Consider the following 13790-nt stretch of genomic DNA (forward strand, 5'->3'; position numbering starts at 1 on the left):
TCACTGGTTCACCAACTCCACCGGGATCAGCCCGCGCAATGAATTTCCCATGTGAACAGTTCGTGCGTTTTGCAGATCGGTCAAGGTCAATCTGGCTTCGGTTACGTTGTCTTTTTCCAGCATTTCTTCGCGCAGAATACCCGGCAGCAGACCGCAGGACAGCGCTGGGGTCAGGCAGCGCCCATCGGGCATGCTAAGGAACAGGTTGGTGATCGTGCCCTCACAAAGTTCATCGCGCTCGTTCAGGAACAAAAGCTCATCAACGTCGGGCGGCAGCGCGGCGCGGGCATCGTCATAGACCGCGCGTCGGGTGGTCTTGTGGCGCAACCAGATGTCCGAGGAAATCAGCCTTTGCCCGGCAATCGCCAGCCGCCATTTGGACGGGTTCCCAGCCAAAGGCGCGGTGGTCAGGTCAAATGCGCCAGAGGCGTCCATCGTCAATCGGCAGCGCAAGTCATCGCGACCAGACACCGGGGACAGAGCAGCCTCGGCCTGCGCCCGCGAAAAGCGTAATTCCAAAGTATCCGCCGTCCGGGCCATACGATCCAGATGCCGGGCCTTGCGCACAAACCCCTGATCTGGCCTATAGGCCAGTGTTTCGATCAGGCGGAAATCAGGCTCAACTGGTGGGCGAAGCGGGCTTTCCATAAGGCTTCCTCATATTCCGAGGCGGCTGTGCTGTCCCAGACCACACCACCGCCCACGTTCAACGTGGCTCGCCCATCCTCGACCATTAGCGTGCGGATGGCCACGTTGAACTCGGACCGACCGTCGGGGGCGGCCCAACCGATGGTGCCGCAGTAGATATCGCGTGCCCAAGGCTCCAGATCGGCCAGAATCTCCATCGCGCGGATTTTGGGCGCACCGGTGATTGACCCGCAGGGGAACAGGGCCGTCAGGATTTCCGACAATTCGGCCCCCACCTGCAACTGCGCCCGCACCAGCGAGACCATCTGATGCACTGTCGCGTAGGTCTCGACCTTGAACAGTTCCGGCACATGGACCGAGCCCGGCAATGCCACGCGGCTGATATCATTGCGCAGCAGGTCGACGATCATCAGGTTTTCAGCCCGGTTCTTTGGATCAGTCGACAGGAAATTGCGGTTCCGGGCGTCCTCGGCCATATCCTCGCTTCGGGGCTGAGTGCCCTTCATCGGGCGGGTTTCTATGCGTCCGGTTTCATCGGTACGGAAGAACAATTCGGGTGAACGGCTCAGCAGGTCCGGCAACCCGTCCTGTTCGACCAGCGCACCGTGGCCGACAGGCTGACCCGCCGCCAGCGCGGAATAGAGCGTGCCGCTGTTGCCATCGACCGTCAGATCAATCGGAAAGGTCAGGTTGGCCTGATAGATATCGCCCGCGCCGATGGCGTCATGTACGGTCTGGAAAGCATGCTTATAGCGCGCCTCGTCCCAGCGTGGCTTGAAGCTGGAAATCCCGCCACCCGTTTTGGGTAGGTCGGATTGCACTGGTGCGTCATACGCCCCAAAAACCAGCAACGGTAGACGGCGATCCAGCGGCATGCGAGCGTTCAGGCGCGGCTCCAGCGCATAGCCGAGCTCATAACTGGCATACCCGGCGATCCATGCCCCATCGGCGCGTGCAGCATCCAGCGCCGCCAAGGCCTGGGGCACGTCCTCCGGCTGATCCGCGCGGATTATGTGGGATGGCCGGTCAAAAAAGGTTCCCGGACCGGCAGGCCCCTGATCAAAACGAATACGCAAGTGCATCCTCATTTGCCGTGCTGCGCGGTATAGAGAATACGCCGCCAAGGGAAAGGGGGGAAAGCGGCAATTTCATCCCTGTTTCCGATCCCTCTTGCACCTTTTCACGCGGTCCCTATAACGCAGGACAATTTGGGCGCTGGGGCGGTGCCCTGACTCGCGGATAATCGAAGGAACGTGGCCATGCCGAGAAGAACCGACATCCAGTCGATCATGATCATCGGGGCGGGCCCCATTGTTATCGGTCAGGCGTGTGAGTTCGACTATTCCGGCGCGCAGGCCTGCAAGGCGCTGCGGGAAGAAGGCTACCGGGTCATTCTGGTGAACTCAAACCCCGCGACGATCATGACCGATCCCGGTCTGGCCGATGCCACCTATATCGAACCGATCACGCCCGAGGTGGTCGCCAAGATCATCGAGAAAGAACGCCCTGATGCCCTGCTGCCCACCATGGGCGGTCAGACCGGTCTGAACACTTCCTTGGCGCTGGAAGAGATGGGCGTGCTCGAGGAGTTCGGTGTCGAGATGATCGGCGCCAAGCGCGACGCGATTGAAATGGCCGAAGATCGCAAGCTATTCCGCGAGGCGATGGACCGGCTGGGGCTGGAAAACCCCAAGGCGACCATCGTAACCGCGCCCCGCAAGGAAGACGGTGCCGCCGATCTAGACACCGGTGTGCAGATGGCGCTGGATGAGCTGGAAGAGATCGGCCTGCCCGCCATCATCCGCCCTGCCTTTACGCTGGGCGGTACCGGCGGTGGTGTGGCCTACAACCGCGAGGATTACATCCATTTCTGCCGCTCGGGCATGGATGCCTCACCCGTCAATCAGATCCTCGTCGATGAAAGCCTGCTGGGTTGGAAAGAATATGAGATGGAGGTGGTGCGCGACACTGCCGACAACGCCATCATCGTTTGTTCCATCGAAAACGTCGATCCGATGGGCGTGCATACGGGTGACTCGATCACCGTGGCCCCTGCCCTGACGCTGACCGACAAGGAATACCAGATCATGCGCAATGGCTCGATCGCTGTTCTGCGTGAAATTGGCGTCGAGACCGGTGGCTCGAACGTGCAATGGGCGATCAACCCAGATGATGGCCGCATGGTCGTGATCGAGATGAACCCGCGCGTGTCGCGCTCGTCGGCTCTGGCCTCCAAAGCAACCGGTTTCCCGATTGCCAAGATCGCCGCGAAACTGGCCGTGGGTTACACGCTGGACGAGTTGGACAACGACATCACCAAGGTCACCCCGGCATCGTTCGAGCCGACCATCGATTATGTCGTGACAAAAATCCCGAAATTCGCGTTCGAGAAATTCCCGGGATCTGAGCCCTACCTGACCACCGCGATGAAATCGGTGGGTGAGGCCATGTCCATCGGCCGCACCATCCACGAATCAATGCAAAAGGCGCTGGCATCGATGGAATCGGGCCTGACCGGGTTTGATGAAATCGAAATACCCGGCCTGAACGTGGGTGTCTGGGAAGAAGCCGACGACAAGGCCGCCGTGATCAAAGCGATCAGCCAACAGACGCCGGACCGCCTGCGCACCATCGCGCAGGCGATGCGCCACGGCCTGACTGATGATGAGATTTTCGGCGTCACTAAGTTCGACCCGTGGTTCCTCGCCCGCATCCGCGAAATCATCGAAGCCGAGCGTCAGGTCCGTAAAGACGGCCTGCCGATGACCGAGGAAGGTATTCGCAGGCTGAAAATGCTGGGTTTCACCGATGCGCGTCTGGGCAATCTGACTGGCCGCGACGAAGCCAATGTCCGCCGCGCCCGCCGCAATCTGGGCGTTTCAGCCGTCTTCAAACGCATCGACACCTGCGCCGCCGAGTTCGAGGCGCAGACGCCCTATATGTATTCAACCTACGAGGCCCCGATGATGGGCGAGGTCGAGTGCGAGGCTCGCCCGAGTGACCGCAAAAAGGTCGTCATCCTCGGCGGTGGCCCGAACCGGATCGGGCAGGGGATCGAGTTCGATTATTGCTGCTGTCACGCCTGTTTCGCGCTGACCGATGCGGGGTATGAGACCATCATGGTCAACTGTAACCCCGAGACGGTCAGCACCGACTATGACACCTCGGACCGTCTGTATTTTGAGCCACTGACTTTTGAGCATGTCATGGAAATCCTGATGAAAGAGCAGGAAAACGGCACCCTGCACGGTGTGATCGTTCAGTTCGGCGGCCAGACCCCGCTGAAACTGGCCCACGCGCTTGAGAACGAAGGCATCCCGATCCTCGGTACCACGCCCGACGCGATTGACCTGGCCGAAGACCGCGAAAGGTTCCAGGCGCTGGTCAACGAGTTGGGCTTGAAACAGCCCAAGAACGGCATCGCTTCGACCGACGAACAGGCGCTTGAGATTGCCGAGGAAATCGGCTTCCCGCTGGTGATCCGCCCCTCTTACGTTCTGGGCGGTCGCGCGATGGAAATCGTGCGCGATATGGATCAGTTGAAACGGTATATTAACGAAGCCGTGGTGGTTTCGGGCGACAGCCCGGTGCTGCTCGACAGCTATCTGTCCGGTGCGGTGGAACTGGACGTGGATGCGCTGTGTGATGGAACGGATGTTCACGTCTCGGGCATCATGCAGCACATCGAAGAGGCGGGCGTGCATTCGGGCGACTCGGCCTGCTCGCTGCCGCCCTATTCGCTCAGCCCTGAGATTCTGGCGAAGATCGAGGATCAGGCGCATAAACTGGCCCGCGCGCTGAATGTGGTCGGCCTGATGAACGTTCAGTTCGCGGTCAAGGATGACGAAATCTATCTGATCGAGGTCAACCCCCGCGCCAGCCGCACCGTGCCTTTCGTGGCCAAGGCCACCGACAGCGCCATCGCCTCGATCGCCGCGCGGGTGATGGCGGGCGAGCCGCTTTCGAACTTCCCGCAGCGTCCCGCCTACAACAAGGAACAGGACCACAAGGTCGTCGACCAGATGACACTGGCCGACCCGAACATGCCGTGGTTCTCGGTGAAAGAGGCCGTGCTGCCCTTCGCCCGCTTCCCCGGCGTCGATACGATTCTCGGCCCAGAGATGCGCTCGACCGGTGAGGTGATGGGCTGGGATCACGATTTCCCGCGCGCCTTCCTCAAGGCGCAGATGGGAGCGGGCATGGTGCTGCCTTCGTCGGGCCGTGCGTTTATCTCGATCAAGGACGCCGACAAGACACCCGCTATGCTCGAGGCCGCGCAGGTTCTGGTCGGGCAAGGCTTCGCACTGGTCGCGACCCGCGGCACCCAAAGCTGGCTGGCGGATCAGGGCGTGCCCTGCGACGTAGTCAACAAGGTGTATGAAGGCCGCCCAGACGTGGTCGATATGCTAAAAGACGGTCAGGTTCAGTTGCTGATGAACACTACCGAGGGCGCGCAGGCGGTCGAGGACAGCAAGTCCATCCGCTCAATCGCGCTGTACGACAAGATCCCCTATTTCACCACCGCCGCCGCCAGCCACGCCGCCGCGCTGGCGATCAAGGCGCAGGCCGAAGGGGATGTCGAGGTGCAGTCGCTGCAGGGTTAACCACGCGCATTGAGCCGCAAAGCGCGCATCACTCAGGAAAATACTTGCGCCCGTTGACGTTTTGTCAGCGGGCGCTCATTTTTTGGCTAATCGAGCAGAAGGACCACCAAGATGCGCATTCTACTGGCTATCGCCGCTCTTACCGCCCTTGCCGCCTGTGACGTTCCGTTTGTCCCGCTGATCTGACGAAAGCAGACCTTTAGGCGGCCTGTGCCACCCGCCGTTCATCGCGCGCGAAAAACAGCAGGTAGAACACCGGCGCGGCCACCATGGTCAGCACCGTGGCAAAGGCCAGACCGCCCATGATGGTCACCGCCATCGACACGAAAAACGCATCCGTCAGCAGCGGCGCCATCCCCAGAATTGTGGTGATCGCCGCTAGCATAACCGGGCGCAAACGCGAGACGGAAGCCTCGACAATCGCCTCGCGCAGGGGTTTTCCGGAGGCACGGACCAGGTCGATCTCCTCGACCAGTACGATGCCGTTCTTGATCAGCATCCCCGACAGGCTGAGCAGACCCAGCAATGCCGTGAAGGTAAACGGCAGGCCGGTTCCCAGCAGGCCGATGACGACGCCATTGACCGACATCGGCACCAGCAGCCAGATGATGATCGGCTGACGCAGCGCGTTGAACAGCAGCACCGAGATCAGCACCATGATCAGCAGGCTTAGCGGCAATTGCCTGCCCAGACTCTCCTGCGCATCGCGCGAGTTTTCATACTCGCCGCCCCATTCCATCCTGTAGCCCGGCGGCAGGTCGATGGCTTCGATGGCATCGCGCACCTCGGCATGCACCTGCGCCGCTGTGATACCGGGCGGGATATCGGCACCGACAGTGATGGTCAGCACCCGGTCCCTGCGATGCACCAGCGTATTCAGCGCCTCGTATTCGAACCCGTCCACCATCTGTTCGACGGGCACGAAGCGTTCGGACTGATCGGAATACACCACCTGATCGACGATGGAATAGTCCCCGTCTGCCGCCCGCCGGATGATGATCGGGATCAGCCGGTCGCGTTCCCGCAGGACACCGCCGCTGATGCCGTCGGTCGAAAACTGCAGGGTGGCGGCAATGTCCTCGCGGCTGACGCCCGCCGTCTGCGCCCGTTCGGTGGCATAGATCGGGCGCACGGCCAGCTCTTTCTCGCGCCAGTCCTGATAGATATTCAACGCGTTGGGGGAAGCTGCGGCCATACGTTGCACCGCCTCTTCAGCCAGTTGCCGCAGCACGACCGGGTCGCTGCCCGAGAACCGCGCCTGGATCGGATCGCCGCCGCCGGGGCCAAAGACCAGACGCTTGGTGCGGAACTCACCTTCGGGGAAGCGCCCGGTTCCAAACGCTTCCAGATCGGCCTGCAGCGCCGGGATGTCGTCCAGCGTCTCCGTCCGGATGATCATGTGGCCGTAGCTGGGGTTCGGGTCCTCGGCCGAGTAGGTCAGCATGAAGCGCGTCGCGCCCTGCCCGACAAAGGTTGTCACGGACACCACATCGTCTCGGTCGTTCAGCCAGTCTTCGAAAACCGCCATATCCTGACTGGTGCGCGCAATCGGGGTGCCCTGCGGCAGCTTGTAGTGCACGAAGAACAGTGGCGTGTTCGAATCCGGGAAGAACTGCTGTTTCACCAGCCCGAAACCGGCGTAACAGGCGACTGTAACGGCAACCAACCCGGCGACCACCAGCCAGCGGAATCGAAGCGCCCAATGCAGGATCACGCCATAGATGCGGAACAGAATCCCGCTATAGGCGTCCACGTCACCCGCCTTGCCCTGCTTGAAGAAGTAATGCCCCAGCATTGGCGTCACGGTGATCGCCAGCACCCAGCTCAGCAGCAATGAAATGCCGATGACCGCGAAAAGCGAGAACAGGAATTCTCCGGTCGCATCCGGGCTAAGGCCAATCCCCGCAAAGGCCATGATGCCGATCACCGTCGCTCCCAACAGCGGGATTTGCGTTTTCGAGGCGACCTCTTCCGCCGCATCGCGCGAGGATTTACCGCGCAGCATGGCGATCTGCATCCCCTCGGCCACGACGATGGCGTTGTCCACCAGCATGCCCATCGCGATGATCAGCGCGCCCAGCGAAATCCGCTCCATCTCGATCGAGAAAAGCGCCATGAACAACAGCGTTCCCACAACGGTCAGCAATAGGGTCGAGCCGACCACGATAGCCGCCCGCCAGCCCATGAAGATACCCAGAACAGCGACCACGATGGCGACGGACATCGCAAGGTTGACCAGAAAATCGTTCGAGGCCTGCTCGACCACGACGTGCTGCTGGTAGATCGGCAGAATCTCGACACCGAAGGGGATGCTCGGATCAAGCTCGGCGAATTTGGCGTCGGCGCGCTTTCCGACCTCGACGATGTTTTCCGTTGAAAGGCCCGCGATGCCCAGCGTGAACGCCTCGGTCCCGTTGAAGCGGATCATGACCTGCGGGTCGGTCTGGCGGTCGCGGTAGACATTAGACATGTCGAACAGGTTGATCACTTGTCCCTGCGAGCCGACCGACAGACCGGCAATCGCCGACACGCTGTCGGAGCCTTCCGCGGTCAGGATCGTCGTTCGGTCATTGCCGGACCTCAGGGAACCGGATGAATTGACCGAATCCGCATTGGCAATCGCCTCATTCAGCGCCTGAATGGGCACGTTCTGGTTCACCGAGATGGCCAGATCGGGTTCGATGAAAATCGCCTCTTCCGGCAGGCCCTGAACCTCGACATCGGCGACGCCGTCAACGGTCAGCAACTCGCGTCGCAGGAAGGTGGCCAGCTCGTGTTTTTCGGCGTCCGAAAAACCGTCGGCGGTGACGGCGTAGAACAACCCGAACACATCGCCGAACCCGTCATTGACGTAGGGCGCGCCGACGCCCGAGGGCAGGCTGCGGGACGCATCGCGGATTTTGGCGCGCAGGCGGGTCCAGATATCGGGCAGTTCCGATCCGTCATAGGTAGATTGAATCTCAACCTCGATCAGCGACACGCCCGGCTGATTGACCGAGGTGATGGTATCTACCTCTCCCATCTGCTGGATCGCCGATTCCAGCGGTTCCGAGACCTCTAGCGCGACCTGCTCGGCGGTGGCACCGGGGTATTGCGTGATGATAACCGCGTTTTTGATGGTAAAGGCCGGGTCTTCCAGACGCCCCAGCGACAGGAACCCCCAGATACCGCCGAACAGGGCGATCAGAATGATCAGCCACGTGTAAAGTGGCCGGTCAATGGAAGCGCGCGCAATTTTCATCTGCCCGCCCCTTTAGTTCGAAAAACCGGTAAAACGGCGCACGGTCTGACCATCGGTCAGCGCAGCGCCGCCTGCCACCACAATCTCTTGGCCATCCGACAGGCCGCTCAGCACACGCACATCGCCGGTCTGGGTTGGCTCGATGGTCACAGGCACACGCTTCACGGTCCCTTCATCGGCGCCAACCGGGTCAAAGACCATGACCCCCAGCTCACCAGCGGCATCGGCAACGATGGCAGTCGCGGGCACGATGATGCCCACGCGCCCGTCCCGCACCTTGGCGTTGACCGTCACCGAGGACCCCGGCAGAATCTGCAACCCCTCGGGCGGGGTCAGCCCGAACTGAATGCGATAGGTCTGCCCGACGCTGGAGGATTCGGCATCGAATTCGCGGATTTCCAAAGGGAACACTTCATCACTGACCGGAAATTTGGCGGTGAGGGTTATGTCATCCTGCTGTCCCGAGCGCTGAAACAGGATCTCGGGCACGTCGACCTCGATCCGCAATTCGGACATGTCGTGAAGGCGGACAATCGGGGTGCCTGCCGAAACGGTGGTGAACGCCTCGACCGCGCGGCTGGACACCAGCGCGTCGAAGGGGGCCGTCAGCGTGGCGTGTTCAAGTTCATATTCGGCATCGCGCAGGGCGATGGCCGCCAGTTGCGCCTCGGTCTCGGCGTCATCGACCGCCACCTGGCTGGCCGTGGTGCCCCGCAGGCGGGACAAGCGGGCGACGGTCCGGTCGGCTTGTTCCTTTTGCAGCTGCGCGCGGCTCAGGCGCAGTTCGAACGGTTCCTGATCCAGACGCGCGATCAGGTCATCCTTGGGAATGACAAAACCCTCGGTCACGGGCATCTCGACAATCTGACCCGGCACCTGAAAGGCCAAATCCACCGTCTGACGCGCGGCGACACGGCCAAAGAACTGGCGCGAAAAGCCGGGTTCGGTCTCACGCACAAGCATCAGCTTCACGGGTTTCGAAACCTCCTGCGCGGCCATCGGGGTTGCCAGAACGGCCATTGCAAGGCCCAAAGCGGTCAGCAGTTTCATTTTGTTAATCCCTCGGGAATTCCGGTTTTCAGAACATTGTCACGGATTTTGCGCGCCAGTTGCGCGAATTGGGCGGTTTCTTCGGCATTCAGACCGGAGGCCCGGTGAAACAGCTCCCCTGCTTCGGCCACCAGCATGTCGCGGGCGTCATGGCCTTTGTCGGTCAGCACCAGCAGCAAGGCCCGGCGGTCGGCGGGGTCCTTTTCTCGGGTCAGATACCCGGCCTGCTCCAGCGCATCCGCGGTGGCCGTAATGGTGGACGGAACGCTGAGCATATCGGCTGCCAACACGCCCATGCGTTTGGGCTGATCCAGCTTGATCAGCATGTGGCATTCCGGATGGCTAAGCTCGGTTTCGATACACTCGAACGTCTCTTCCAGTTTCCAATATAGGGCATAGACCCCCATGATCGCCTGTATCTCGGGCGTCAGCTGATCCAGCCTGTTGCTTGTGTCGTCCGGCATGGGACCTCTCGCGCAATGTCCTGCCGCCATATACTTCATTTTCTGAACTATTCAAGACATGAAGGTGAATTCCCGCCGCCTCGCCCATTGCCCTCGGGTCAACATACCTTGATCAAACCCTGCCGAGGCTGCATTTTGAGCGAATCCAAGCGAGTCAGGATCCGCCATGTACACGCCCGCCATCACCGGAACCGGTGTTTTCACGCCTGAGAACGTCATCACCAACGCCGAGCTTGTTGAGGCCTTCAACGCCTATGCCGACAAGCAGAACGCGCGGAACGCCGAAGCGATTGCGGCGGGGCAAACGGAGCCGATGCAACATTCGTCAGAGGAGTTCATCCTCAAAGCCTCGGGCATTCAGAACCGGTTTGTAATGGACAAATCCGGCGTGCTGGACCCGGATGTCATGCACCCGTTACTGCGCCAACGCAGTGATGATGAGCCCGGGATCATGACCGAAATGGCGGTGGATGCCTGCAACAAGGCGCTGGCGCAGGCAGGGCGCAAGGCCGAGGACGTCGATCTGGTGATTTGCGCGGCGTCGAACCATGAGCGCGCTTACCCGGCGATTGCCATCGAGATTCAGCAGGCGCTGGGTATCGACGGGTTCGGGTTTGACATGAATGTTGCCTGTTCCTCGGCCACTTTCGGCATTCAGGCTGCGGCGGATATGGTGCGGTCCGGTTCAGTCCGGGCGGCGCTGGTGGTGAACCCCGAGATTTGTTCGGGCCATCTGGAATGGCGCGACCGGGACTGTCATTTCATCTTTGGCGATGTGGCCACAGCCACGCTGATCGAACGGATCGAAGACGCAACTGGCCCGCATTTTGAGGTTCTCTCGACCCGCTGCGCCACCGCGTTTTCCAACAATATTCGCAATAACAACGGCTTCCTACGCCGCTCGCGCCCCGACGGGGTAATCGACAGGCGCGACATGCAGTTTATGCAGAACGGGCGCAAGGTGTTCAAGGAAGTGCTGCCAATGGTCAGCAAACACATCAGCGATCACATGCAGGCCGAGGGCGTCGCCAGCACCGACCTGAAACGCCTGTGGCTGCATCAGGCCAACAAGACGATGAACGATTTCATAGGCAAGAAGGTTCTGGGCCGCGAGCCCACAGGCGGCGAACAGCCCAACATTCTGCAGGACTACGCCAACACCTCGTCCGCCGGGTCCATCATTGCCTTTTCGCAATATTCCGCTGACCTGAGCGATGGCGATATCGGTCTGATCTGTTCGTTCGGAGCGGGCTATTCGGTCGGGTCGGTGATTGTGAAACGGCGCGGTTAGCCGTTTACGGCGTAGATGCGGAACGCCGCCCCTTCGGCGCGGGGCAGTTCGGTCACATTGTCCGGCAGATCGCCGCGTAGCAGCCCTGCCAGAAACCCGTCACCTTCGGACACCGACGACCAGTATTCTGTTCGCGCATTGGCCTCGCAGACCAGAATGTAGTCGATGCCCAACTCGGCAAGGCGCGGGCCAGTGTCGCGAGATTCGGACCGGAACAGATCAATCTGCGCGAGGTTTCCGGCCTCATTCCGATGGTAATTCCCGCCCAGAACCGAGTGATCCGTGTCGCGCAGGATGTACGAGGCATAGTCGAAATCGGCGAGGATCAGGCCGGGCTCCAGATCGCCCAACGGGCGAGTGGCCTGAGCTGTGGTGCAGGCATACGCGCTGGTCTGAGCCCCTGCGCCTGTCTCCGGCACGGTTTCCGCTCGCGCGGTAAAGTGCTTTTCAAGGCTTGCGCCGGTTTTCGGAGACATCAGAACGACAAACGCAACCAGCAGGATGCCGAACAGCCTTTGCCCACTGGCCCGGTATCTCTGGTAGATCACCCGCAACACCTGCGCCTGCACGGCCACCATCGACAGGGCCAGAAAGGTCATCATACGGGACTGGTACAGGAACAGAACAAACGCGATGGCGATCAAGCCGAGCAGCAATAGATACTCCAACTTTCTGTCCGACCCATAGGCAAAAACACCCGCAGCGATCATCGAGAAGACAGAGATCGCGATCAGCGCAACGGTTTCCCCTGCATGCCGCTGGATGAAGACGCTGACATTCTGGGCCTCGGTCACCTGGCTCAGCCAAAAGGCGCGCATGTAAGGCGACATCTGGTTGATCGGGTTCTCGAGACAATAGGGCGCGACGCTGTATGCCAAGCCCACGGCAAGCGCGCCAACCACCGCAAAGCACCCGAACCGGGCCCAAACCGACCAGCCAGAGGCAAAGACCGCAGCCCCCAAAAGCCCAAGCGCCGCCGCGCCTGCTGGCAAGGCTACGCTGAGTGTCAGGGAATCGCAGCCTGGAAAAAAGAAACTCTCGCGCGCCGTTGTCGCCACCGCCGCCACCAACAGCGTCCCGGCCATCGCGGCCCCGAATTCCATTGTACGGCGACGGCTGGTTTCGCCGGACAAGATCCAATCAACCCCAACGAACAGGCCGATCAGCCCGATTTGCGCCAGCGATTCCGTGCCGATGGACAGGGACAAAGCCAGACACACGCCCAGCCCAAGGCCCGCGTGTCGGATATTCCTGCGGAGGATGAAAAACATCACCGCAGATACAAACAGTAAGACCTGCAACCCGTGGTGATCAAAGGAATACTGATCGAATTTGCCCGAACTGTTGATCGCAATCACAGCCAAGACCAGAGTGGAAACGGCCCCCTCACGGCCCCCTAGAGCGCCACCGATGATTGCGAAAACCCACAAAAGCAACCCGGCCAACAATGTTGGCCACAGGAAGGCCGTGAACTGATAGGCAGCCTCGGGCGACAAAACCGCGCTGCTCAGCACGTAAATCCCAGAGATGGGCGCATCGATCAGGCGGGACCAGTGCATCAATGTGCCACCGTCCGGTCCCAGCCGATGCTGATAGGGATCGAACCAACCCTGCCCGTCCAGCAGATCGGACACCGCGACCCAGCGCATGATATCATCTGGGCCCTGAACGTACCCGCCGAGCGTCATCAGACCGGCAAGCACCACAAAGGCGACCACGAAAAGCCTGCACGTGGTTTTGTCCGTTACGAGTCTGTACGGGACATTCTGCATGTCATCCTGCCTTGGCGATATTGTTCGCAGGCCTGTCTATGAGACCGAAGTGACATAATTGAGGCAGAACTTTACTGCCGAACCACCGTCAGTGGTTGCCCTTCTGCCAACGCCACAATCAGGGCTGGCTGACGCTTTCTTCTTCCAGATGCAGCTTCATCTCGATCAGAACCTGCTGCAGCAGGCTGGTTTCCTTCAGCAGCCGCTTGGCCTCATTCACCGTGATGATCCCGTCCTCGATGGCGGCCTGATATTCGGTCATCAGCATGGCAAACCTCTGACTCAGCGCGATAACGTCCGAGTTCACCCCTCCGGTCCGGGGCGCTTCGGTGTTGCGGCCATCGTAGGACAAGGTGATGTTTTTCAGGTCCGCAAGGGCCGAAGTCACATGCGGATAATTCGCCGCGTTTTCCAGCCGGGCAACCGCGTCCACGGGCATGAACCGGTCGGCATGTTCGGCATTGTCGGAATAATACCGGCCCAACGTGGCCTTTGACTTGCCCGTGATCTCGCACGCGGCCTCGATCCCGACATCCTTCACCAAGGATTCCGTGTGCTTTTTCAGATAAGCCCCAATATCTGCCATTGTTTTACCTTTGTTACCCGCGCGCCCTTTCCCACGCATTTGATTTAGGGGAAAGGGAAGGAAAATTTCCCATACTCCAGTCATAATTGAAATGCCATAAATTGACTATCCCTCAGATATGCGGGGGATTTTGT

General features: G+C 60.5%; 9 protein-coding genes. 2 read left to right on the top strand and 7 right to left on the bottom strand.

Annotated features, from left to right (window positions below; all coding sequences use genetic code 11):
• Both ACR0NJ_RS08610 and ACR0NJ_RS08615 read right to left on the bottom strand, forming a co-directional pair.
• Positions 1-648, bottom strand: a complete 648-nt coding sequence (locus ACR0NJ_RS08610; RefSeq protein ID WP_480816720.1) for an aminotransferase class IV family protein — start codon at positions 646-648, stop codon at positions 1-3.
• Positions 603-1730, bottom strand: coding sequence for an aminodeoxychorismate synthase component I (locus ACR0NJ_RS08615; RefSeq protein ID WP_480816721.1), 1128 nt, complete (start codon positions 1728-1730; stop codon positions 603-605). Before ACR0NJ_RS08615 ends, ACR0NJ_RS08610 begins: the two co-directional genes overlap by 46 nt.
• A 177-nt stretch (positions 1731-1907) precedes the next feature.
• Here ACR0NJ_RS08615 and carB point away from each other — a divergent pair, with 177 nt between their 5' ends.
• Complete coding sequence (carB, locus tag ACR0NJ_RS08620; protein WP_480816722.1) at positions 1908-5252, top strand: carbamoyl-phosphate synthase large subunit; 3345 nt, start codon at positions 1908-1910, stop codon at positions 5250-5252.
• Positions 5253-5451: 199 nt separating this feature from the next.
• On the opposite strand, the gene ACR0NJ_RS08625 is transcribed toward carB, so the two are convergent.
• Genes ACR0NJ_RS08625 through ACR0NJ_RS08635 form a run of 3 tightly spaced genes read right to left on the bottom strand, consistent with a single transcriptional unit; the run spans position 5452 to position 10007 of the window.
• Positions 5452-8493: an efflux RND transporter permease subunit gene (locus ACR0NJ_RS08625; RefSeq protein WP_480816723.1), complete on the bottom strand. Its 3042-nt coding sequence runs from the start codon at positions 8491-8493 to the stop codon at positions 5452-5454.
• A 12-nt stretch (positions 8494-8505) separates the two neighbouring features.
• The gene (locus tag ACR0NJ_RS08630) at positions 8506-9543 is read right to left on the bottom strand and encodes an efflux RND transporter periplasmic adaptor subunit (protein ID WP_480816724.1); all 1038 of its coding nucleotides are present in this window, start codon (positions 9541-9543) and stop codon (positions 8506-8508) included.
• On the bottom strand, positions 9540-10007 hold the full coding sequence (locus ACR0NJ_RS08635; protein ID WP_480816725.1) for a MarR family winged helix-turn-helix transcriptional regulator: 468 nt from the start codon (positions 10005-10007) through the stop codon (positions 9540-9542). Before ACR0NJ_RS08635 ends, ACR0NJ_RS08630 begins: the two co-directional genes overlap by 4 nt.
• 166 nt (positions 10008-10173) lie before the next feature.
• Here ACR0NJ_RS08635 and ACR0NJ_RS08640 point away from each other — a divergent pair, with 166 nt between their 5' ends.
• Positions 10174-11298 (top strand): beta-ketoacyl-ACP synthase III, encoded by a 1125-nt coding sequence (locus tag ACR0NJ_RS08640; protein WP_480816726.1) that lies wholly within the window; start codon positions 10174-10176, stop codon positions 11296-11298.
• On the opposite strand, the gene ACR0NJ_RS08645 is transcribed toward ACR0NJ_RS08640, so the two are convergent.
• Entirely contained in the window at positions 11295-13070 is a 1776-nt protein-coding gene (locus tag ACR0NJ_RS08645) for a hypothetical protein (RefSeq protein ID WP_480816727.1), read from the bottom strand. The genes ACR0NJ_RS08640 and ACR0NJ_RS08645 overlap by 4 nt on opposite strands.
• 118 nt (positions 13071-13188) lie before the next feature.
• A complete protein-coding gene (locus tag ACR0NJ_RS08650; protein WP_480816728.1) occupies positions 13189-13656 on the bottom strand; it encodes a hypothetical protein in 468 nt (155 codons plus the stop codon).
• Positions 13657-13790: the final 134 nt, after the last annotated feature.

Source organism: Ruegeria sp. F11 (assembly GCF_056533855.1).

Excerpts from the sequence above, each read along its gene's own strand:
- ACR0NJ_RS08645 (WP_480816727.1), bottom strand. The coding sequence starts at position 13,070 with ATGCAGAATGTCCCGTACAGACTCGTAACGGACAAAACCACGTGCAGG.
- carB (WP_480816722.1), top strand. The coding sequence starts at position 1,908 with ATGCCGAGAAGAACCGACATCCAGTCGATCATGATCATCGGGGCGGGC.
- ACR0NJ_RS08625 (WP_480816723.1), bottom strand. The coding sequence starts at position 8,493 with ATGAAAATTGCGCGCGCTTCCATTGACCGGCCACTTTACACGTGGCTG.
- ACR0NJ_RS08640 (WP_480816726.1), top strand. The coding sequence starts at position 10,174 with ATGTACACGCCCGCCATCACCGGAACCGGTGTTTTCACGCCTGAGAAC.
- ACR0NJ_RS08610 (WP_480816720.1), bottom strand. The coding sequence starts at position 648 with ATGGAAAGCCCGCTTCGCCCACCAGTTGAGCCTGATTTCCGCCTGATC.
- ACR0NJ_RS08615 (WP_480816721.1), bottom strand. The coding sequence starts at position 1,730 with ATGCACTTGCGTATTCGTTTTGATCAGGGGCCTGCCGGTCCGGGAACC.
- ACR0NJ_RS08630 (WP_480816724.1), bottom strand. The coding sequence starts at position 9,543 with ATGAAACTGCTGACCGCTTTGGGCCTTGCAATGGCCGTTCTGGCAACC.
- ACR0NJ_RS08650 (WP_480816728.1), bottom strand. The coding sequence starts at position 13,656 with ATGGCAGATATTGGGGCTTATCTGAAAAAGCACACGGAATCCTTGGTG.
- ACR0NJ_RS08635 (WP_480816725.1), bottom strand. The coding sequence starts at position 10,007 with ATGCCGGACGACACAAGCAACAGGCTGGATCAGCTGACGCCCGAGATA.